This window comes from Ruegeria sp. C2, from assembly GCF_056537765.1.
The window spans coordinates 1-20,305 of the sequence record NZ_JBQFRZ010000014.1 but is presented as its reverse complement, the minus strand read 5'-3'; the positions used below and the strand labels follow the sequence as shown (position 1 = coordinate 20,305).

Below are 20,305 nucleotides of genomic sequence, written 5' to 3'. Positions count from 1 at the left end.
AGTGAACCCGCTGCTCTGGGCGGCGCGCAACGGCCCCTATGTTCTGGTCCTGGGGCTGGCTGCGGGGTTACTGCTGCCAGCTCTGGCCGAGCCGATGCGCCCACTATTGCCGCCGCTTGTGGTCCTGTTGCTGTTCTTGACCATTCTACGGATGGAGCCAGTGGCCATCCTGGGATCTCTGACCGATCTGGGTCGGGTCCTGATAGCGGTGATCGGTTTTCAGGTTCTTACGCCGCTGATCGTTGTCTCAATCGGATTTGCAGGTGGATGGACGGGTACGGCGGTCGTTCTGTCTCTGCTGATCATGACTGCGGCACCTTCGATCTCGGGCAGCCCGAACCTCTGCATGATGATGGGATATCCCGCTGAGCACGCAATGCGCCTGGTCGTGGTTGGGACGGCTTTGCTACCTGTGACCGCTCTGCCGATCTTCTGGCTGATGCCCGAACTTGGAGATATTGGGGCAGTCCTGAAAGCTGTATTTCGCCTGTTTCTTACGATTTCTGGCGTTACACTTGTCGCCGTCTTGCTGCGTCAGAAAATGTTGCCGCGCCCATCTAAAGCAACACTACTGCAGCTTGAGGGGGGTGCCACGATCACCTTGGCCGTGTTTGTCATAGGATTGATGCCATCGGTCAGCGCGGCGGCTCTGATTGATCCGTGGCTGGCCGTGTTCTGGATCGCTTTCGCCTGTCTGATGAATTTTGGCGCGCAGATTGCCACCTTCCAACTGACTCGCAAGCGCTGGGCGTCGGCGGAGGCGACTGCGGTGTCGCTGATCGCGGGCAATCGCAACATCGCGCTGTTCTTTGTCGCTTTGCCACCCGAGGTCACCGCGCCGATCATGGTGTTCATTGGCGCGTATCAGATACCGATGTACCTGACGCCTTTGGTCATGCGCCGGATGTATTCCGGGTGATCGACCTACGTGTGTTCCATAGATATTTGCTTTAGCTTAACAGAGCGGCTGGTTAATAAGTGATATTAAGAGCTTATGTCATGCTGACAAATAGCGGATTCAGAGGCGGATCGAGGTGATATCTACGAAGCCAAGGAAGCTTTCGGCTGTCTCGTTATAGCGAGTTGCCACACGCCGCGCATTCTTCAGTTTGTTAAAGCATCTCTCGACCAGGTTTCTCAGCCGGTAGAGAGGCCAATCCAACCCACCGGCAGCGGAAACGGCCCAAAACTTTGTCAACGAACAATTCGATGAGGTTTACCACTGAAATGGTTCGAAAAGGACATGCGGTGGCCTTTAGGACTCGGTTTGATGTCCGCCCAGGGCAGATGGGCGGCAGCATCCAATTCGTACCCTTGAAGGATCAGCGAATGAAGGAAAGCGTCAGCGTATGTGTGAACACCAACGCTTAGCTGACGACCGAAATACAGAACCATGCAAAACGGCAGCCACACTGATCGAGGCGATGGCGCTGAACTGGCGCAGTTGCGGTAACCTGCCAGCCTTGTCCCAGCGCATCGGAAGCGCCGCAATCTGATCTGCTGTTTCGACGTCGCTCATACTGTATCTCAATGCCACATGATCAAATCCCAAAAGGAAACTGTCTTATTCGCAAGTTGGCTGGTTAAGACGTCCCTTCGATTTTCATTCTGAATTTGATCAGTCTGTGCATCTTTACTCTGTGCTTTGAAATATTTGGAACTTCTCGAATTCTCACAACCTTTCGAGGGTTATGCAGCAAAAATTATTGCAAAATGTCCGAAAGCCCACAAAAGTAGATTTCGAAACCTAGTCGGGTCGTCGGATGTCCAAAACCAAAACGCGCGGTAAAATGTCTGAGAAGAACCAGAGCCGGGTCAAGAAATCCGACCGGCGCCAACAGATATTGTTGGAGTTGAAGCTGCGCCCGCACATTCGCATCAACGAACTTGCAAAGCGGTTTAACGTCTCCAACGAGACGGTGCGCAGGGATTTCGATGCCCTGTCGAATGACGGCTTGATCGCGCGCGCGCATGGGGGGGCATCAGCCCCTGCGCAAGGGCACTATCCAGGTTTGGATGAACGGACAAATGCGCAGGTTGAGGAACGCGAGCGGATAGGTGTTACGGCGGCAGAACTGATCCGGGCCGGTGAAACGGTCATGATCGATTCCGGCTCGACCACCATCGAGATGGCGCGTGCGCTGGCTTATCTCGGCACTCATTGCACGGTGATCACCAATTCAATTCCCGTTGCGATGACCCTCGGCCATGGGGCTGCGCAGGTCCTGTTGTGCCCGGGGGAGTATCTGGCAACTGAATCTGCAACGATCGGAACAGAAACGCTGGAATTTCTGTCCCGATTCAACGTCGACAGGTGCATGATCGGGTCTTCGGGCTTCTCAACCGAAGGTCCGTCAGAGACAGTGCGGGGTTTTGCTGCAGTAAAGAGGATGATGCTGACGCGTGCCGAAAAGCGGCATCTTCTTATTGATTCCGGGAAATTCGGCCGCAGGGGCCTCTCCCAAGTGGGAGATATCAACGGCCTGGATTCCATAGTTACCGACAAAAAACCAACAGGAGAATTGCGTAACGCTATTGAGGGCGCCGAGGTCGATGTTCTCGTCGCCGGGTAGGCAAGGCATGATTCATTAACAGCGGATCGATAGAGGACCGCGAATGACTGGGAGGAAAATATGAAGATCGATATCAAACTGTTGATTGGGGCATCCGCAATCGCGCTCATGTCGCTGAGCGGGACGGCGTCGGCGCAGGATTGTCCGCGCGGTGATCTGGACGAGCGTTTTTGTGACGCAGATGGGGATTTGATTGCGGATATCCCCACCGATCCCTCTGAACAAATTGATCCTGACACCCTGATTTTTGCATATACGCCGGTTGAAGACCCCGCCGTATACAAAACCGCCTGGTCTGATTTTCTTGACCATTTGAAAGCGGAAACCGGCAAGGACGTTGTCTTCTTTCCGGTTCAGAACAATGCGGCCCAGATAGAAGCGATGCGTTCAGGGCGTCTGCATATTGCGGGTTTCAACACCGGTTCCAACCCATTGGCGGTAAACTGCGCCGGGTTCCGGCCATTCACGATCATGGCTTCGAAAGACGGTAATTTCGGTTATGAGATGGAAATCATCACTTATCCGGGTTCGGGCATCGAAAAGGTCGAGGACATCAAGGGCAAGCAACTGGCCTTCACCTCACCCACATCCAATTCAGGCTTCAAAGCGCCCTCGGCAATCCTGAAAAGCGACTTTGATCTTTTGCCCGAACGGGATTTCGAACCTGTCTACTCGGGCAAGCACGACAACTCGATCCTGGGTGTCGCCAACAAGGATTACCTGGCGGCGTCGATCGCGAACTCGGTAAAATCGCGGATGATCTTGCGCGATGTGATCAAGGAAGATGATGTTGTAACGATCTACAAGTCGCAGACCTTTCCAACCACCGGGTTTGGTACCGTCTACAACCTGACGCCCGAGCTGCAAGAGAAGATCCGCAATGCCTTCTTCAACTTCGACTGGGACGGCACGACCCTAGAAGCTGAGTTCTCGAAATCGAACGAAGGCCAGTTCCTTGAGATGACCTATCAGGAATTCTGGGATGTCATCCGTAAGATTGACGCAGCAAATGGTGTCTCCTACGCCTGCCAGTGATCTTTGGCTAATTCGGCGGGCCTGAAAGGGCCCGCTATTCACCCTAATCTGGGGCATTTTATGCTGCGTCTTCAAAAGCTGACGAAAACATACAAAACCGGAGATCAGGCTCTGAAGGCCATTGATCTTGAGGTTCCAAAAGGACAGGTTCTTGCGTTGATTGGGCCCTCGGGGGCAGGCAAATCGACCATGATCCGCTGCATTAACCGGTTGGTTGAACCCACAAGCGGTGGCGTCCTTCTGGATGACGTGGACCTGACCAAACTCGGATCGGGCGCCCTGCGGAAAGCGCGCCGCGAAATGGGCATGATCTTTCAGGAATATGCCTTGGTCGAACGCCTCACGGTGATGGAAAACGTGTTGTCGGGACGGCTGGGATATGTGGGGTTCTGGCGCAGCTTTCTGCGGCGGTATCCGCAGTCGGATATCGACGAGGCCTTCCGCCTGCTTGATCGGGTGGGGCTTTTGCACATGGCGGATAAACGAGCGGATGAACTGTCCGGTGGTCAACGCCAAAGGGTCGGCATCTGCCGCGCCTTGATTCAAAACCCGAAACTTCTGTTGGTTGATGAGCCGACTGCGTCGCTGGACCCAAAGACCAGTCGCCAGATTATGCGCCTGATCACCGAACTGTGTCAGGAACGCGGACTGGCGGCCATTATCAATATCCATGATGTGGCGCTTGCCCAAATGTTCGTTCCGCGCGTCGTGGGCCTCCGCTTTGGCGAAATCGTTTATGATGGTCTTCCAACAGGCCTTACCCCCGAGAAGCTGACCGAAATCTATGGGGAAGAGGACTGGGAAGCGACCATCGAAAAAGTCGACGAAGATGAAGATGTCGAGGCTGCGGAATGAGCCATCGAGAACTAGACGACATGTTGGGAAAGGGTTGGCGTAAGCCTGCCTTTGTCAAAAACCCCTTGCTCCGCTGGGCATTGTTGCTGGGTTTTTTCGCCTATCTGATCGCGGCTTTCATGACCATCGAAGTTGATTGGGGCCGGGTCTATGAAGGACTGGACCGGGGGTGGGCATTTGTACTTGCGTTTACCAGCCCAGACTTCATTTCACGGTGGTCAGACATTTGGAGCGGCCTTCTGGAAAGTATCATAATGACCGTGGCCGCATCGGTCGTGGGCATCCTGATTTCGATCCCGATTGGATTGGGTGCGGCCCGCAATATCGCTCCGCTGCCAATCTATATGATTTGCCGGGGCATCGTCGCGATAAGTCGGGCATTGCAAGAGATCATCGTCGCCATTTTGCTGGTGGCTATCTTCGGCTTTGGTCCACTGGCAGGGTTTCTTACGCTTTCCTTCGCGACCATTGGGTTTCTCTCTAAACTTCTGGCCGAAGATATCGAAGCCATGGACAAGGTTCAGGCCGAGGCGATCAAGGCCTCTGGCGCGCGCTGGCCACAATGGATCAACTATGGCGTTCAGCCTCAGGTGATGCCGCGGCTTGTGGGGCTTTCCATGTATCGGATCGACATCAATTTCCGAGAAAGCGCAATTCTTGGGCTCGTGGGCGCTGGCGGTATCGGTGCAACATTGAACACTGCGTTTGATCGCTATGAATACGACACGGCAGCAGCCATTCTTATCCTCATCATCGGGATCGTCATGGCACTTGAATACCTTTCCGGAATTATCCGCGCGAGGGTTCAGTAATGCCGGTACTTGAACGCGACGACACACAAATCTGGCGCCGGCGAACGACGGGTCAAAGTCTGGTTCGATGGTTCGGCTGGCTGTTGGGCGTGGCAGTCTTTGTCTACTGCTGGCAGTTCATCTCGGAATCAACGACCTGGTTTTTCGTCTGGGACGCACCCCGCATCGCCAACGATATCTGGACCCGTGCAACGCCTCCCAAATGGGACTACATCACCCAACTGGGCCGCCCGATTTGGGATACTCTGAACATCGCCACCCTGGGTACAATCATCGCCCTGTGCATGGCGGTGCCGGTTGCCTTCTTGGCGGCCCGCAACACCACGCCATCTGCTCTGTTCATTCGACCCATCGCCCTGTTGATCATTGTCTCGACCCGCTCAATCAACTCGTTGATCTGGGCGCTTCTGCTAATCGCGATTATTGGTCCGGGTGTCTTTGCTGGTGTCATAGCAATCGCCATCCGTTCAATCGGGTTCTGCGCAAAGCTTCTTTATGAAGCAATCGAGGAAATTGATCACTCTCAGGTCGAGGCTATCACGGCAACCGGTGCATCGCGTTGGCAGGTCATGGCTTACGGAATCGTTCCGCAAATTCTACCCGCTTTTGCAGGCATTGCTGTCTTCCGTTGGGATATCAACATCCGCGAATCCACAGTGCTTGGGCTGGTCGGAGCCGGCGGAATTGGGTTGCAATTGTCAGCTTCACTCAACGTTCTGGCTTGGCCACAAGTCAGCCTGATCCTGATTGTAATTCTTGTCGCGGTGATGATCAGTGAATGGGTTTCGGCGAAAGTACGAGGGGCCATCATTTGACCGGTTTCTCTGCGCAAGAGGCTTTTGAAGCCTACGAGGCGGTACGACACCGCCTTCCAAAAACCAGCACAGCTGAAGTGAGCTATCGTCAGGTCGAGACGCTAGAGGACATAGCTCATGAGTTCGACGTGTTTCTCCTCGACGCCTTCGGAGTTCTTAATATTGGCGAAACGGCGATCCCAGAGACGCCGGATCGGGTCAGGTCACTGCAAGCCGCCGGCAAGCGTGTTCTGGTCGTGTCGAATGCCGCGGGGTTTCCCCACGCAACTCTTTTGGAGAAATATACCAGGCTTGGCTATGACTTCGCACCGCAGGATGTGATCACTAGCCGGGCCACATTGTTGTCTAAGCTAAACGGCCAAAGTGAATTGCACTGGGGATTGATGGCAACTCCCAGCGCTGGTCTTCGAGATTTGGAGGGGCTGACACTCTCCTATCTGGAGGATGACCCGACGCCCTACGAAACCGTCGACGGGTTCTTGATGATCGGGTCGGCGGTCTGGACCGAAGCGCGTCAGGCCATGTTGGAGGCCGCCTTGCTGGAGCGCCCCCGCCCGGTAATGGTCGGCAACCCCGACATCGTCGCTCCTCGTGAATACGGTTTTTCCCAAGAGCCCGGCCTTTTTGCGCACCGGCTGGCAGATCGGACAGGTGTCGTTCCTCAGTTCTTTGGCAAGCCTTTTGCTAACATCTATGACCTTGCTTTCCAACGCCTCGGGCACACCGACAAGTCCCGCGTTCTGATGGTCGGCGACAGCCTGCACACCGACGTTCTGGGCGCACGCAGTGCGGGCATAGCTTCGGCACTCATCTCAGGATTTGGGTTCTTTGCAGGGCATGATGTCGAAGCAGCGATCAGGCAGGCAGGGATAGTACCGAACTTTGTGGTAACCCGCCCCTGACCTCCCCGAATAGGAGATATCGGGGTCTGGATCAAAGAAGGCGTGCACGCGTCTGACACCTACTCCTAGTGCGCCTCGCCGTCAGGAACTACCAGATAGTCGAACTGGCGAGCCGTGACTGGCATGCTGTGTTGGACGCAGTTGTTGTAACATCGCTGTGAACCGGAGAATGGCAGCATCATTGATGCTTCGACGATGCAAACCTGCCCTAACTTGAGAACCTTTGCGGCCCAAACCTGCCGTTGGCGGCGCTGACTAACGCTGCGTTGCGGCTGCACTAGACCGAGCCTTCGCCGCAATACGAACCCTTGCCGACCCGATTCACAAGGTCAAAACGCAGCGGCGATTGGTTGAGCGGTTGCGAAAGCCAGTTTCCTGTGGTTGATACATTCTCTTTCGGGCGCACATTACGGGCTATACATCTGAACCAAATACCACTATCGCCAGGTCTTTCCCCGCACTTGGTGACCCATGCAAGATTTCTCTTCCCTCCCGAAAACCCTATCCACAGCGCTGTCCCAAAAAGGCTATGACGGCTTGACGCCTGTGCAAGAGGCCGTGTCAGACGAAGCGTTGGCCGGAAAAGATCTGCTTGTCTCTGCGCAAACCGGTTCGGGCAAAACCGTGGGCTTCGGGCTGGCAATGGCGGAAGAGCTTCTCGATAAGCACGGTCGATTTGACCGAGCAGCGGCGCCATTGGCCGTGGTCATCGCACCCACGCGCGAATTGGCCTTACAAGTTCGGCGAGAGTTCGACTGGCTGTTTGCTGAGGCCGGGATAGTCACTGCGTCGGCAGTAGGTGGTATGGATGCGCGCACTGAACGCAGGGCGCTCGAGCGCGGTGCACATGTCGTGGTCGCCACCCCTGGACGGCTACGCGATCATATCACACGCGGGGTGATCGATCTGAGCGATCTACGGACCGTCGTCCTCGACGAAGCCGACGAAATGCTGGACATGGGCTTCGCTGAAGACCTTGAATACATCCTTGATCAAACACCTCAGAACCGGCGCACCTTGATGTTCTCGGCCACCGTTCCGCGCGGCATTGCCAAGCTCGCCCAGACCTACCAGAAGGAAGATGCACAGCGGATCAAGGTTGGAAATTCAGAAGCACAGCATTCGGACATCACCTATAGCGCCTTGAACGTGGCGCCATCGGACATCGAAAAAGCGATCATCAATTTGCTGTGCTATCACGACGTACAGACTGCGATTGTGTTCGCCAACACCCGATCCATGGTTGCCCGGCTGACCGCGAAATTCTCCAACCGGGGATTTGCTGTCGTCTCATTGTCAGGGGAGCTCAGCCAGACAGAGCGCACCAATGCACTGCAAGCCCTGCGTGACAGGCGCGCGCAAGTTTGCGTTGCGACGGACGTGGCCGCCCGCGGTATTGATCTTCCGGGGCTGGAGTTGGTGATCCATGCAGATCTCCCTTCTAATGCGGAAACCTTGCTGCACCGCTCTGGACGCACAGGCCGCGCCGGGCGCAAGGGATCGTCCATCCTGATCGTGCCGGGTCGGCAACGCGCGAAGGCGCAGCGCTTGCTGAAGACAGCCAAGTTGGAAGCCGAATGGGGCGCCCCGCCCTCTGCGGATGAGGTGCTCGCACGGGAAGAGGAACGCATAATCTCCAATCCCGCCTTGGATGAGCCGCCAAGTGCCGAGGAAACAGCTTTTGCAGAACGGCTGCTCAGCGGAAGGACTCCAGAGCAGGTCGCGGCAGCCTATTTGCGTCTCTACCGAGAGCGCCACTCAGCACCTGAGATACTCAGCGCGACGCTGGAATCCGAAAAACGCAACACTGACAAGCGCGCGGCGTTTGGGCCAAGCACTTGGTTCTCACTTTCTTTGGGGCGCAAACAGCGTGCAGAGCCGCGTTGGTTGTTGCCAATGCTGTGCCGCAATACGGGTTTGTCCAAAGACGCCATCGGCGCAATCCGCGTTCAATACCAAGAGACTTTTGTCGAGATTGCCAATGATGCAGTGCCCGCAATGAAACAAGAGTTGGGGGCCGAGCTCTCCATAGAACAAGGTGCAACGCTGACTGAACTGGCGGACACACCAGATTTCGATGCCTCACCTAAGGGGCCGCCCGCGGCACCTTATTCATCAAACGACACAGCCAAAAAACGAGGACCTCGTTCAGGTAATCCGACGAAAGCTGCGCGCGGCTCCGAGCTTTCCGACCAAGATGCCCAGAATGTGTTCAAGCGCCCAAAGGGCAGAGGAAAATCCGCTGCAAGCAAATCGAATGAACGAGCAAACGAAGACAAGTCAAAGCAGGACAAGGGTTTGCAGGCGCAACCAAAAAGCGAGCGGGCAAAGGTAAAACCACAGCCCGCCGCGAAGGATAAGAAGCGGCAAAAACAAGACAAGAACGCCTCCGACACATCCAAATCTCTGAGAGCACGAAAGGCGCCTCCCAAGACCGGCAACAAAGTCTCAAACGCGCCGCGTTCAAAAAGCAAAAACAGCAAGGGCGGAGAAGCAAGACCTTTCCGCAAGCCTTCTAGAAGAAATTGAACACTCCGGCACCTATCGACAAACCGGTAGGAAAAGATATGTGGGTTGCCCAAAGAATGTTGATTTGGCATAATTTTTCGGCGCAAAGGCGACATTCATCCTGCTCCGCGGTGCTGGGTTGCAGCTTTCCTAAAGTGGACCTCTGGAATGCTCCATTTGATTTGGTCCACCTTTATGTTTGAGCGTCGGAGGGCAGCCCAATCCAGACTTTCGTAACTGGGCTTTGCAAAGCTCGATAAAAGGACCAAACCGCCGACTACTCATGCAGCTATTACCGAAACTGCACTTGGTAGCTCGCGCGGCAATTCCAGCTTTGCGCCGCAACCATCAGTCGGGAAGACCAAGCGCGATCGAAGCCTCTTCTGTTAGGGCGCGAAATTCAGTGTGACTACTCGGAACCAGAGCCTTTGCTTTTGCTTTGCTGAACCCCGGGTTACGGCGTTTCGTTTCCTTCAGCCACCGCGACACACCTTCATCATTGCCAATCAAACGGTTTGTCATCGCCGCAAACATCGCGTGGCCCGCATGCGCACCAGGCGTAAGCGCGGTTTTTTGTGCCCACTGAACGGCAGCATCATAGTCCTTTGCGGCAAGTGCGATCCACATCTTGTTGCAGAGCATGCCGCCCCGGAGCGGATCGAGCGGGCTAAGAGCAATGGCAAGGTCAGTCATTTCGTTTCCACCTGCGTAGTCCGATGTGAAAACCTTTGCCCAACTGGAAGCGTAACGGCCAAATGCGTAATTCGGGCTTTCAAGAACCGCCCGATCAAACCACGGCTTACTCGCCTCTGTATCTCCTGTCAGCCACAGGCTTCTGCCCATCACAACATTCGAAAACGGGTCACGAGGTTGAAGCATAACGCTTTCCTCAGCGCTGCGTCTGGCGGCCAGTCGGTCCGCAGCAAGGTCGGACGAATATCCCAGAAACACGCGTTGGAAAGTGGTGAATGAAATCCCAGCATGCGCGCGTGCCAATGTTGGTTCTAGCGCTACAGCACGTTCGAACATCTTTCGGGCTGTTTCTGTATCTGACTTGTTGAATCGATACATATGACGAATTCCCAGATGCAAGGATGACCATGCATCCAGATTTTCTGCATCATCTACATCAAGGAGCCGCGCTTCGTGTTCAGGAAGCTCAAACTCAGAAATATTGAGCACAGCCCCGGCAATTTCGGTTCGCAAACGTTGCACCTCGTCAATCGGGGCCTCTTTGCGAATTGCCCAGACGACCTCACCGGTGCGGGTATCGGCCATTTCAACATCTACATAGAGACGATCAGCCAAAGTCTCCACCATTCCGGAGATACAGTACTGAGCACCCAGCAGTGACTTTACGTCTTCAAACTCAATCGTCTGTCCTCGGAACCTGAATGACGATCCGTGTGCAATGACACGCAACCAACGCACACTGGAAAGCGATCTGATCAATTCGCGCGGGATTGCATCCGCCAATGATCTTCCGACCTCTAGGTCGCCGATCGCTGAAAACGGCAACACGGCGATACATGGTGGCGCCCCGACCGTTTTCTGCTCGGTGTCTTCGGACGCTTCCAGCGCTATGACGCTTTCTACCGACACTATTTTGGCGGGTGCCACAAAGCGAAACCCTTGCCCGCGCAACGTACGGATGTATTTCTGAGCGCTCCCATCATCGCCCAATGCCTGACGTAGCGATTTTATGCGGCTGAGGATTGTCCAATCCGAAACTACGCGTCCAAACCATACGCGTTGGACAATCTCATCTTTGGAAACCACCCGGTGTCGGTTTTCGAGCAGAAGAACCAACAGATCAAAAACTTGCGGCTCGAGCGCGACAGCGGTCGCACCGCGGCTAAGCTCGCGGGTGTCAGTGTCTAACGTGAAGGCATCGAACTCGTATCGCATTCTCGTACCGCTCCTTCGCTCTCGCCATTTTATCCCAAGCGATGTCTCAAATACAGATTTCCAATGATCTCCCAAAAATCTCCCAGTTGACTTCAAGCAGCGCAGGCGACGGCGCGGTAAAGCCATCGCATTCGGGCAATCCGCCCAGTCAAAACAGAGTTTGGAGAGTGACATGTCCCACCAAGAAACGAAATTGTCCGGAAACTGGCCAGCTGCGGGTTCAATTGAAATCGCTGCGGACTATTTCAACGCTGCCATGCGCGCGTTCAACATTTACAGGGGCGATCCCGTGGCACTGGCCGATCAGGCGATCGAGGCCTCGCCGGACTATGCAATGCCATATATCCTGAAAGCCTATCTGTTCGGATTGGCAACCGAGCCTGATGCTGCAGCTGAGGCACGGAACATTTTGGCGACAGTCCGCCCACTTGCCAAATCCGATCTGGAAAAATCGCATGTCGATGCCCTGAATGCGCTTCTTGCCAACAATTGGACAGAAGCTGCCGTCAAGCTGGATCGCCACAACATGTCGTTTCCACACGATATCCTGGGCCTGCAAGCTGGTCATTTGATGGACTTCTACCGCGCCAATGCGCGCGACCTGCGTGACCGAATTGCACGGATCTTACCGAAGTGGTCGGAAGACCAGCCGGGCTATTCCATCCTGCTGGGCATGTACTCCTTCGGGTTGGAAGAGACCGGTGACTATGGTCGTGCTGAAGCCCTTGGTCGGGAAGCGATCGAACGCGACCCCTTAGACTGCTGGGCGCAGCATGCTGTCGCTCACGTGCTGGAAATGCAGGGACGTGCTGAGGACGGGATCGAATGGATGGCGTCGCGTGAACCAAATTGGTCGGGCGATGATAACTTCTTCAAGGTCCACAACTGGTGGCACAAGGCGCTTTATCACCTCGACCTCGGTCAGGCCAATGAGGCGATCAAGCTGTATGATGCGCGGATTCGTGAAGTAAAGAGCGATGTTGCACTGGATTTGGTCGATGCCTCGGCCTTGCTGTGGCGCTTGCATCTGGAAGATCACGACATTTCCGACCGCTGGGCCGATGTTGCAGCATGCTGGGACAACCACGCCGATGGAAAACTGTATCCGTTCAATGACTGGCACGCAGCTATGGCGTACCTGGGATCCGGTCGCGATGACGAGGTTGATCGTGTCGTTGATCAGTATCGCAATGCACCCGCCAGTGGCAGCGAGACATCGCGTTGGGCCGCAGCGACAGGGCTGCCCTTGATCGAGGGGTTCCGGGCGTTTTGGCAGGGCCGCTACGAAGATGCGACCGAAGCGCTTCATGGTGCTCGGTTTATCGCAAATTCATTTGGCGGCAGTCATGCACAACGCGACATTATCGATTGGACGTTGACCGAAGCCGCGCTTCGTTCTGGCAATCACAATGCTGCTGAAGCCCTGGCAAACGAGCGGATTGCCGTCAAACCACACAGCCCCATCAATAAACGCTTTCTGGGTCGTGCGAACGCGCATCCTCAGGGTTCCGTGACCGTGGCCAACAACCCGCATCGCAAAGAAACTGGCGCGAGCGCGGTTTGCCCGCGCCAAAAGACCTGATTGAGAGGATAAAAAAAATGAGAACTGAAATCCGCCATGTCGAGGCACAAGACGTATCGGACATCAAATGCATTTTAACAGATGATTCCGTGATGTTGGGCACAATGCGCCTACCACATATTGCAAACGCCAATGTCGAAGCACGTATCAACACGGGACCCGGTGATTACAAGCTGGTGGCTGAAGTAGACAGCTGTGTCGTTGGCATCTGCTTTATGTCGTCGGAACCAGACGTGCCACGCCACAACCATGTGGGCGAAATTGACCTGGTCGCAGTCCGCAGCGATTTTCAGGGCAAGGGAATAGCCAAAGCGTTACTAGGCGCGATGCTGGACCTCTGTGACAACTGGTTGCAGCTGGAGCGGATCGGTCTGTTGGTCTGGTCGGACAATACACATGCCATCGAGCTTTACGAAGCGTTTGGATTCGAGCGCGAAGGCGTAATTCGCAGATACGCCCGTCGCCCAGGCGGCTTTGTCGATGCAGTGATGATGGGCCGATTGTCGGATCATCACGCAGCGGCCGATCTGCGCGTCGGCCATCTGGCAAACCACTCTTTTTGAAAATGAAAACCAGAGTTGCTGAGTTGCTATCAAACGCAGCAAGAGGCGTCAGCTTGCGAAGGACAAAGACATGACTCTAAATATTGCTCCAAGCGCTCAGCAAATCTGACGATCTCGATACTATGCCTGACAACGGTGATAGCCTACCCGGCTGCGCGAGCCTACATTCAACCCATGCCTCCGTCTCTGACAGATACAGATTTTCTGTAGGATGGAAATCCTGACCAGGCGCTCATCACTCTTGGACAATATCTCCTCTTTGAACCCATTCTTTCAAGCAATCGCAACATTTCCTTCGGAACTTGTCACGACCCGTCGCTAGGAACTGGGGACGGATTGGCGCTGGGTATTGGCGAGGGTGGCTAAGGCGTAGGTCAGAAGCGCGAGACGAAGGACGGCGTGATCGGGCGCGTACCACGCGATGCCCAGCCATTCTACAATATTGGCGCGAGAAGTTACACGCGTATGTTCCACGATGGCAAGCTGGAGCCCGATGATCAAAGAACTTTTCCCAGCAGTTTTTTGGAGCCCCGCGCGTGAACACTTGCCCGCTAGACTGCCCAATGCGCCGATCGCGCAAGCTATGTTCCCGGTTCTGTCGCCTATCGAAATGACAGGCCAGAAGGGAGAGAACCTGATCGCGACCGCAGTGACAGAAGATCGGATAACTGATGCTTGGGACTTGATTGCTGAGCGACTGGGCGGAATTCTCGGATACCAGCACCTTTTAGGAGGTTTTCAAACCGGGTCAGATAGTTTTCAGTCATTCTCAGTCGCTGACAGTGGTAAGCCTATGATGACAAAAAACGTTGCGAACAATCACATCAAATAGTTGAATATCATTAACCCAGTTACCACACATCTTATTCTATCCAGTAATTAACCAATGCGGCTTCCGCGAATTCACCGAGTTTAGGATGGCCGCTGAAATAGTATAGAAACCTCAACACGACTTCCTTCTGTGCAGACGTCAATTGATCGAACTTGGACTTCCGGAACTCGTGTAGCATCTCTTTCGATGTACCGGGGTCAAGTGCCAGAAGAATGCTTTCACTGGCGTATTCCAAGCTATCTGAATTGTGCAGAGTCCAAATCAGATATGCAGGCAAATAGTACTGGAATGCCTTGGCGCTGAAAGCAGTGGGGGCAGCATAACCGTTTACGATCATTTGATCGGTTATCTCATGCCATTTGACCCCTCCATAAAATTCAAGAACATCCACATCATCCATACATTCGGGGTGAAGAAGCTCATCGTCAGCAGGTGGATCAAGACCGACAAATGCAGTGATGATTTGAGTTGTAAGAGCTTCCGTTGTTGTCGCTACCTTTGACATGTTGAGATATTAACCTGACTGAAACCTTGAAATCGAGTGTATCAGGAACCGTTTGAATTCAAGTGATTGCGATGGATGCCGGACAAAGGTTCTTTAGGGGCTTTGTCCGGTTGCAGGATGTGGGATGTCGTTGTGGCGAAGCGTCATGCTAAACCTATCCGACGTGTCCTGGCTCAAAGGCTTTCGTTTTTCTCGTTCCGTGATCGGGTATGCTGTATGGGCGTACAATGGATTTGCCTTGAGCCTACGGAATGTGGAGGGTTTTCTTGCGTCGCGAGGGATCTAGGTTTCCTACGAAACAGTACGGGATCGGGTGGCACTTTTTGGCAGACAGTCTGCTGTGAAAACATGCAGATTCGACCCAAGCCTTCGGACAAGTGGTACTTCGATGAAGTGGTGATCTTGATAAGGGGTAAGAGACACCGGCTTTGGCGCGCGGTTGATTCAAATGGTGATGTGCTCGATATCCTGATTTAGTCGCGCTGAAACAAGAAAGCGGCTGAGCGGTTACTTCGCGAGCTGTTTAGGCGAAGGCGTCATCCTCGTGTACTGGTCACAGACAAGCTTTGGTCTGACGCCTCAAAAGCTGATATTGCACCAGAGGTCGAACACCGCCAGCACAAGGGCCTGAATAATCGAGCCGAAGTCTGGCATCGACACACCTGCCGTCGGGAGAAGATCATGGGACGATTCAGATCATCTGGACAGGTGCAGAAATATCTGGCGGCTCATGACCAAATCGCCGTATTGTCCCGTCCAAAACGCCACCACCTTTCTGCCAGTACTTATCGTCACGCCCGAACCGATGCTTTTGGTATTTTGCAGAATTACACGCGCGAACTGAACGCTTGAACTCCACCCTGATAGTTTTGTGCTGCAGACAACAAACAACCTGACAAAGCCTATGAGCAAGCTTTCAACTGATTGTTGCTACTAACCAGGCATCCCCTAGCTGCACGAACGCAATTAGTTTAAACCTTGCGACAGGTCCGGTGCTGCGAGGTCGACCCTAACTTCAGGAGGGTCCCAACCAGAATAACTATCTCTACCAAGCCAAGCTTTGAGCAACTTGGGTGTCGCCCCCACATCATCCGCGTCAAGTGCATCCAGGGGGTGATCGTGAGGTTCGACCGGGGAGGCCTGAGCCGCCTAATCCGCTTTTGATTGCGCATATCGCCGATTGTTCTCTAAAAGCGAGCTTTTGCCCACGTCTTCAAGCCCTTGGTCGTAGATTTCCACCGCGCGCTGCCAGCCATCATTGTTGAAATACAGCCTCGCCCATTTCTCGTAGGCGTATACTTTAACATCGTGCGTCGTGTCGGGATCAAGAACAACCGCAACGTCGTCAATGAGTTTCAAGGCGGCGTCCGGCCTGTCGTCATTGATCATCACTTCAACCCGATCAGACAGAACGTTGTCTAAAATATCTGACAAGGTTTTCCTATCAGGAAAGGTCTGCTCCATCTTCTCAACTGCAGCGATCAAGCCAATCGGGCCATCCGCGTTGAGTGCAGTTTTGGACCATTCTTGAAAGGCATAAGGAACATTGCGTCGCAAATCGCGCGAGTCCGGAACCAGCTCAAGCCCAGCGGCATAGGCAAGCAGTGCGCCTTGCCAATCACTTTGCTCCAATCGCGCGTTCCCCCAGTCACGGTAAAGCACAATGGTGCTGCTGTCGAAATCCTTGGGCGAAAGAAACGGCCTTGCGCTCGCCAGTTGTGTCTTCGCAAGGTCAATCTCGCCGGATCGAACGGCTTCGGAGATCAGTTTCTGTATTGTTCGCGTGCCCATTTTCGCGACCTTGTCGTCGCTTGGAAACAAGATACCCAGCTTTTCTGCCGCGGTGGCTACGCCCTGAGCGCCCGATTCAGCTCCAGCTGAACGCGTCCATTCCTGCGCCACGTACGCCACGTTATTGGAAAACAGTTTGGCGTCGTTCAATTCGCTGCGGCCATTAGAATAGAGTGTTGCGGCTGTTTCCCAATCTTTGTCATTCATTGCGAGTTGTGCGCGATGATCAATGATTAGAACTCTGAGTTTGCGAAAGCTGTCAGGTGATAGTAGCAGCTGTGCACTTGCCAGAAATCGCTCTGCATCATCATAGTCTCCATCGCGCAGTTGCGTGTTCACCTTTCTGATAATCTCATTCTCTTCAAATCCTGGGTCTATCGCGAAGGTCGGAAACAACTGACGAAGCAAGGCGTTGACCGCTTCCAGGTCAGCGGTTCCCCCTTCTGATAGCGCAGCTGCCTGCCATCTCTGTGCAACAAAGCGCGCATTCCTAGATAGGTAATAGTCATCGGGGTGCGCTGACAGCCCATCTGAATGCAGTTCAGCAGCCGCTTGCCAATCCTCTCCATCGATCAGCGCGCGGCCATAAGCGTTATAGGCATACGCTCCGGCGTCAAAATCGGAACCCGCTTTGGCAATCAAAGGCTGAATTTCTTGCGCCACGGCCAATGTTTCTTCCAGTGTGCGCGCACCGAGTCCCGCATTGATTTGCTTTATGGCAAAATTTTCGGCCACGGCATCAAATTCCGCAAGGGCCGCAAATCGGTTTGATAAATCCGCAATTCTGGATAGTCCTTCGATAATTCCACCGCTGTCCTTGGCCCATTCCTGCGCAAGGAAGCGTGCCAGTCGCTGAACGCTTTTGGAGTCGGCATCTGCGCTGAGACCCTGCATCAGCAGATCCGCAGTGACCTCATAGTCTTTTGTGCCAATCAAAGACCGCGCCTGTCGAAGATAGAGGTTTGACTGCCACTTACCAACTTCGGCTTGTGCCGCACCCTCCAGGAGATCGACCGCCCGGTCCGATATTGCAAAGGCTTGCTCCCATTCACCGCGAGATATGGCTACCTCTGCCGGCCTCAAAAAAACGGCAATGCGGTCGGGATCGAAGTTTTGATCTGGAATCTCTTTCGCTGCCCGATCGAGTATTTCAAGCGCTGCAACATAGTCCCCCGAAGCTGATAGAGAGTCCGCCCATTTGCTCCATACCGCGCGCTGGTTTGCGGCAAGAATTTCGTCATCTGCAGACAATCGTCGGCCCAAAGCAGCAACGGCCGTGGCCTGCTCCCATTCGCTGGCTTGCCCCAGCGATCTGGCCCATCCGTTCAACGCCGCCAGTGCATTCGTGATGGCGGATGAGAATTCAGGGTCAAGGCTCATGGCGCGGAAATTGGCAAGTAGAGCTTCACGGAATTTTCCGTCGCGATAAAACTCCACTCCGTGATTATAGTAGATCAACGCAGCCGTCCCGTTGCGATCGATCTCGCGTCGTAGATCTTTGTGCGACTGGGGAATGTAATTGAACCCTGTTAGCTCGCGGAATTCCTCGATTTGTTCACGGGCGGGTGCGAACCCACGCCGGGTCGTTGTCTCGACGTCCACATGGTCAATCCCGTCATAGAGTACTGAAAAAGCATGGTCGGGAACTTCAATGGTTCTTAGGTCCAAACCCAAACGCCAACCAAGAATGTTATACAGGGCTGCTGATGAGACACAGTTAAAAATACCTTGGTCGAGAACCGTTGATACATCCGTTTGTCGCAGTCTGTACCCGTTGGAAAACGTGTTCTCGTGCAACCATTCCAAAAGGTTTGCACCAAGCACAAAAGGGGATGCGTTCTCATCTAAATCTGCACGAATCTGGGCTTCGATCCCATCAAGCTGTGCACGGTAGGCATTGCGATCGGATTGTTCGATCACACCCGAAGCCAATAGGGCAATTTCCTCCAGATCGCGCATATCGAGCATTTCAGTCTTCGCTCGCTCAAAAATGCCCTGCTCAGCCTCTGTCAGCGAAAATCCGATTTCACCAAGAGCTTCAAGTTCTTCGATCATGGTAATCGCTGTCGCCGGAGCTTCGCCAAATGCATATTGCGGCTCTGGTGGGCCGTCCCGGCCCATCAACCACACGTCGGTCAGGGCGAATTGTGTCTGACCGTCCGCCGGGAAAAGGCGAATTAATGCCCAGGACGCCGCGGCGGGCGCCAGCGTGATGACCTGTTCGGGCTTCAGTGCATCTATGCGTTCTTCGAACATAGATCGAAACCCGGAAGTCGGAGAGTAGGTTGAAATCAAAATATCCACCCGGGCAGGTGGCGTGTCTGAGGGATTGTTTGACAGGGCAAGAACAAGTTCCGTCGCACTGGCAACGCGTCCTCCGAAACCAATCACCACATCCACCGGTTCCCCGCCAACAATGTCAAATTGAGCGACCGTATCTGCATTGCCGTCCAACAGCGCGGCAATGGACGGCAAATGTTCCGGGGCAGTCAGATCGGCTTCAAGCCCAGCGCCCTGGAGCGTTAAGAGCGACGTCGCATCTTCTTGAGCAGACGCATCGCCGGGATAACTGACACCAGCGACAAGTACGATCGGAAGCAAACAAGAATTACGTGAAAAGAACATTAGCCTACATCCCATTGGATATGAGTGCGCTGTCCTTGACCGGAGCTTTCAACGTGAAATGTGTTTCCAAACAAACAAAATACGCTTCGATGCGTGACTTCCCGTGGCGAACGAGCGATTTTCGCATCCACCATGGAAGTGCTTCAAAGTCTTTACGAAATTCGATCGTACAATCGTGGAAGATCATTTCCTTCCCCTCGGCTGAACTGTAATGCGTTCTCGTCTTTACTGCATTGTCGGCATGCGAACCTCCTAGACGACCTTTTTATACTAGGCGCGCGCAGTGCATTTCGTCCACATTGTCACCTAGACTTACAACCTGACCTAACGGTGTAGTGGATAGTTTCACGCAAAAAGGGTTTCATCCCTCCGGTTGTTACTGCAAAAATCGACTTCGTCCCTGACTGCTACTGCGGTAGTGCATACCGGCGTAAGCAAGGGACTACTGGAGGCGCCCGTCGAGCTTTGCAAATTTTGCCTACTGCGCATCGCCGCCATACTTGCGAGGCGTAACATCGTTCGGTTTGGGCAGCCAGCTTCACAAAGCCAATTGTAGCCCGATGTCACAGGACGCTAATTGCTGGATGCTTGCTTCAGAAAACTATGCAAAATCAGTTTAAAAATTGTGCTCTCAATTTCTGGACTGTGTCACCAATTGCCGGACTGCACCCTTAATTCCAAGACTATGCATTTTGGGGATAAGTAGCGTTTCAAACTGGCTGAACAGGGAAGGTGGTTCAGCGAGCTGACAAACAAATCGCATCTGGTTGGGGTGGTGATATTGATCAACGGCAAGAAACACTGGTGGTAACATGTCATTGATTCAAATGGCGATGGGCTGGATATCCTAGGCTCAGGACCCATTGATTTCCGTTTGGCTGCGTGATTCATCGCGTTCAAAACGAGCAGTGAACATGTCTGATCTTTTCTGGTTGAGCGACGAGCAAATGGCGCGTCTGGCGCCCTTCTTCCCAAAGTCCCACGGCAAACCTCGCGTTG

Annotated in this window: 16 protein-coding genes and 3 pseudogenes; 14 read left to right on the top strand and 5 right to left on the bottom strand. The window is 54.0% G+C overall.

The features are described 5' to 3' along the window. Position 1: 1 nt before the first annotated feature. Complete coding sequence (locus tag ACR0IV_RS20815; RefSeq protein WP_480660921.1) at positions 2-919, top strand: hypothetical protein; 918 nt, start codon at positions 2-4, stop codon at positions 917-919. A gap of 99 nt (positions 920-1,018) precedes the next feature. Here the strand turns inward: ACR0IV_RS20815 and ACR0IV_RS20810 are convergent. Together ACR0IV_RS20810 and ACR0IV_RS20805 are read right to left on the bottom strand one after the other, a co-directional pair. Then, a pseudogene (locus tag ACR0IV_RS20810) lies at positions 1,019-1,150 on the bottom strand (IS5/IS1182 family transposase); the annotation flags it as partial. Positions 1,151-1,342: 192 nt separating this feature from the next. After that, entirely contained in the window at positions 1,343-1,519 is a 177-nt protein-coding gene (locus tag ACR0IV_RS20805; protein ID WP_480660919.1) for a hypothetical protein, read from the bottom strand. Between the two features lie 244 nt (positions 1,520-1,763). On the opposite strand from ACR0IV_RS20805, the gene ACR0IV_RS20800 reads away from it, so the two are divergent. From ACR0IV_RS20800 to ACR0IV_RS20770, 7 genes are all read left to right on the top strand, one after another. Then, the gene (locus ACR0IV_RS20800; protein ID WP_480692857.1) at positions 1,764-2,573 is read left to right on the top strand and encodes a DeoR/GlpR family DNA-binding transcription regulator; all 810 of its coding nucleotides are present in this window, start codon (positions 1,764-1,766) and stop codon (positions 2,571-2,573) included. A gap of 60 nt (positions 2,574-2,633) precedes the next feature. Beyond that, on the top strand, positions 2,634-3,608 hold the full coding sequence (gene phnD, locus ACR0IV_RS20795; RefSeq protein WP_480469231.1) for a phosphate/phosphite/phosphonate ABC transporter substrate-binding protein: 975 nt from the start codon (positions 2,634-2,636) through the stop codon (positions 3,606-3,608). 60 nt (positions 3,609-3,668) lie between these two features. Further along, a complete protein-coding gene (phnC, locus tag ACR0IV_RS20790) occupies positions 3,669-4,463 on the top strand; it encodes a phosphonate ABC transporter ATP-binding protein (RefSeq protein ID WP_480660915.1) in 795 nt (264 codons plus the stop codon). Beyond that, positions 4,460-5,275, top strand: a complete 816-nt coding sequence (gene phnE, locus ACR0IV_RS20785) for a phosphonate ABC transporter, permease protein PhnE (protein ID WP_480469232.1) — start codon at positions 4,460-4,462, stop codon at positions 5,273-5,275. Before phnC ends, phnE (ACR0IV_RS20785) begins: the two co-directional genes overlap by 4 nt. Next, complete coding sequence (phnE, locus tag ACR0IV_RS20780; protein WP_480660912.1) at positions 5,275-6,090, top strand: phosphonate ABC transporter, permease protein PhnE; 816 nt, start codon at positions 5,275-5,277, stop codon at positions 6,088-6,090. The genes phnE (ACR0IV_RS20785) and phnE (ACR0IV_RS20780) overlap by 1 nt, the downstream gene beginning before the upstream one ends. Next, positions 6,054-6,992 (top strand): HAD-IIA family hydrolase, encoded by a 939-nt coding sequence (locus ACR0IV_RS20775; RefSeq protein ID WP_480660910.1) that lies wholly within the window; start codon positions 6,054-6,056, stop codon positions 6,990-6,992. Before phnE (ACR0IV_RS20780) ends, ACR0IV_RS20775 begins: the two co-directional genes overlap by 37 nt. 471 nt (positions 6,993-7,463) lie before the next feature. Continuing rightward, a complete protein-coding gene (locus ACR0IV_RS20770) occupies positions 7,464-9,521 on the top strand; it encodes a DEAD/DEAH box helicase (RefSeq protein WP_480660908.1) in 2,058 nt (685 codons plus the stop codon). 327 nt (positions 9,522-9,848) lie between these two features. Here ACR0IV_RS20770 and ACR0IV_RS20765 read toward each other — a convergent pair whose 3' ends face one another. Then, on the bottom strand, positions 9,849-11,534 hold the full coding sequence (locus ACR0IV_RS20765; RefSeq protein ID WP_480734437.1) for a winged helix-turn-helix domain-containing protein: 1,686 nt from the start codon (positions 11,532-11,534) through the stop codon (positions 9,849-9,851). Between the two features lie 46 nt (positions 11,535-11,580). On the opposite strand from ACR0IV_RS20765, the gene ACR0IV_RS20760 reads away from it, so the two are divergent. From ACR0IV_RS20760 to ACR0IV_RS20745, 4 genes are all read left to right on the top strand, one after another. Then, entirely contained in the window at positions 11,581-12,990 is a 1,410-nt protein-coding gene (locus ACR0IV_RS20760) for a tetratricopeptide repeat protein (protein ID WP_480660906.1), read from the top strand. A gap of 17 nt (positions 12,991-13,007) precedes the next feature. Continuing rightward, the gene (locus ACR0IV_RS20755) at positions 13,008-13,553 is read left to right on the top strand and encodes a GNAT family N-acetyltransferase (RefSeq protein ID WP_480660904.1); all 546 of its coding nucleotides are present in this window, start codon (positions 13,008-13,010) and stop codon (positions 13,551-13,553) included. A gap of 234 nt (positions 13,554-13,787) precedes the next feature. Next, entirely contained in the window at positions 13,788-13,919 is a 132-nt protein-coding gene (locus ACR0IV_RS20750; RefSeq protein WP_480660988.1) for a cytochrome c peroxidase, read from the top strand. Positions 13,920-14,046: 127 nt separating this feature from the next. Next, on the top strand, positions 14,047-14,385 hold the full coding sequence (locus ACR0IV_RS20745; protein ID WP_480660902.1) for a hypothetical protein: 339 nt from the start codon (positions 14,047-14,049) through the stop codon (positions 14,383-14,385). A 31-nt stretch (positions 14,386-14,416) separates the two neighbouring features. Here ACR0IV_RS20745 and ACR0IV_RS20740 read toward each other — a convergent pair whose 3' ends face one another. After that, entirely contained in the window at positions 14,417-14,890 is a 474-nt protein-coding gene (locus tag ACR0IV_RS20740) for a DUF6714 family protein (protein WP_480660900.1), read from the bottom strand. A gap of 145 nt (positions 14,891-15,035) precedes the next feature. Here ACR0IV_RS20740 and ACR0IV_RS20735 point away from each other — a divergent pair. Then, positions 15,036-15,742 (top strand): annotated as a pseudogene (locus tag ACR0IV_RS20735) (IS6 family transposase). Positions 15,743-16,039: 297 nt separating this feature from the next. Here ACR0IV_RS20735 and ACR0IV_RS20730 read toward each other — a convergent pair. Next, positions 16,040-19,306, bottom strand: a complete 3,267-nt coding sequence (locus ACR0IV_RS20730) for a transglutaminase-like domain-containing protein (protein WP_480660898.1) — start codon at positions 19,304-19,306, stop codon at positions 16,040-16,042. Positions 19,307-20,220: 914 nt separating this feature from the next. Here ACR0IV_RS20730 and ACR0IV_RS20725 point away from each other — a divergent pair. Further along, a pseudogene (locus tag ACR0IV_RS20725) lies at positions 20,221-20,305 on the top strand (IS5/IS1182 family transposase); the annotation flags it as partial.

Excerpts from the sequence above, each read along its gene's own strand:
- ACR0IV_RS20805 (WP_480660919.1), bottom strand. The coding sequence starts at position 1,519 with ATGAGCGACGTCGAAACAGCAGATCAGATTGCGGCGCTTCCGATGCGC.
- ACR0IV_RS20800 (WP_480692857.1), top strand. The coding sequence starts at position 1,764 with ATGTCCAAAACCAAAACGCGCGGTAAAATGTCTGAGAAGAACCAGAGC.
- phnD (WP_480469231.1), top strand. The coding sequence starts at position 2,634 with ATGAAGATCGATATCAAACTGTTGATTGGGGCATCCGCAATCGCGCTC.
- phnC (WP_480660915.1), top strand. The coding sequence starts at position 3,669 with ATGCTGCGTCTTCAAAAGCTGACGAAAACATACAAAACCGGAGATCAG.
- phnE (WP_480469232.1), top strand. The coding sequence starts at position 4,460 with ATGAGCCATCGAGAACTAGACGACATGTTGGGAAAGGGTTGGCGTAAG.
- phnE (WP_480660912.1), top strand. The coding sequence starts at position 5,275 with ATGCCGGTACTTGAACGCGACGACACACAAATCTGGCGCCGGCGAACG.
- ACR0IV_RS20775 (WP_480660910.1), top strand. The coding sequence starts at position 6,054 with ATGGGTTTCGGCGAAAGTACGAGGGGCCATCATTTGACCGGTTTCTCT.
- ACR0IV_RS20770 (WP_480660908.1), top strand. The coding sequence starts at position 7,464 with ATGCAAGATTTCTCTTCCCTCCCGAAAACCCTATCCACAGCGCTGTCC.
- ACR0IV_RS20765 (WP_480734437.1), bottom strand. The coding sequence starts at position 11,534 with ATGGCTTTACCGCGCCGTCGCCTGCGCTGCTTGAAGTCAACTGGGAGA.
- ACR0IV_RS20760 (WP_480660906.1), top strand. The coding sequence starts at position 11,581 with ATGTCCCACCAAGAAACGAAATTGTCCGGAAACTGGCCAGCTGCGGGT.
- ACR0IV_RS20755 (WP_480660904.1), top strand. The coding sequence starts at position 13,008 with ATGAGAACTGAAATCCGCCATGTCGAGGCACAAGACGTATCGGACATC.
- ACR0IV_RS20745 (WP_480660902.1), top strand. The coding sequence starts at position 14,047 with ATGATCAAAGAACTTTTCCCAGCAGTTTTTTGGAGCCCCGCGCGTGAA.
- ACR0IV_RS20740 (WP_480660900.1), bottom strand. The coding sequence starts at position 14,890 with ATGTCAAAGGTAGCGACAACAACGGAAGCTCTTACAACTCAAATCATC.
- ACR0IV_RS20730 (WP_480660898.1), bottom strand. The coding sequence starts at position 19,306 with ATGTTCTTTTCACGTAATTCTTGTTTGCTTCCGATCGTACTTGTCGCT.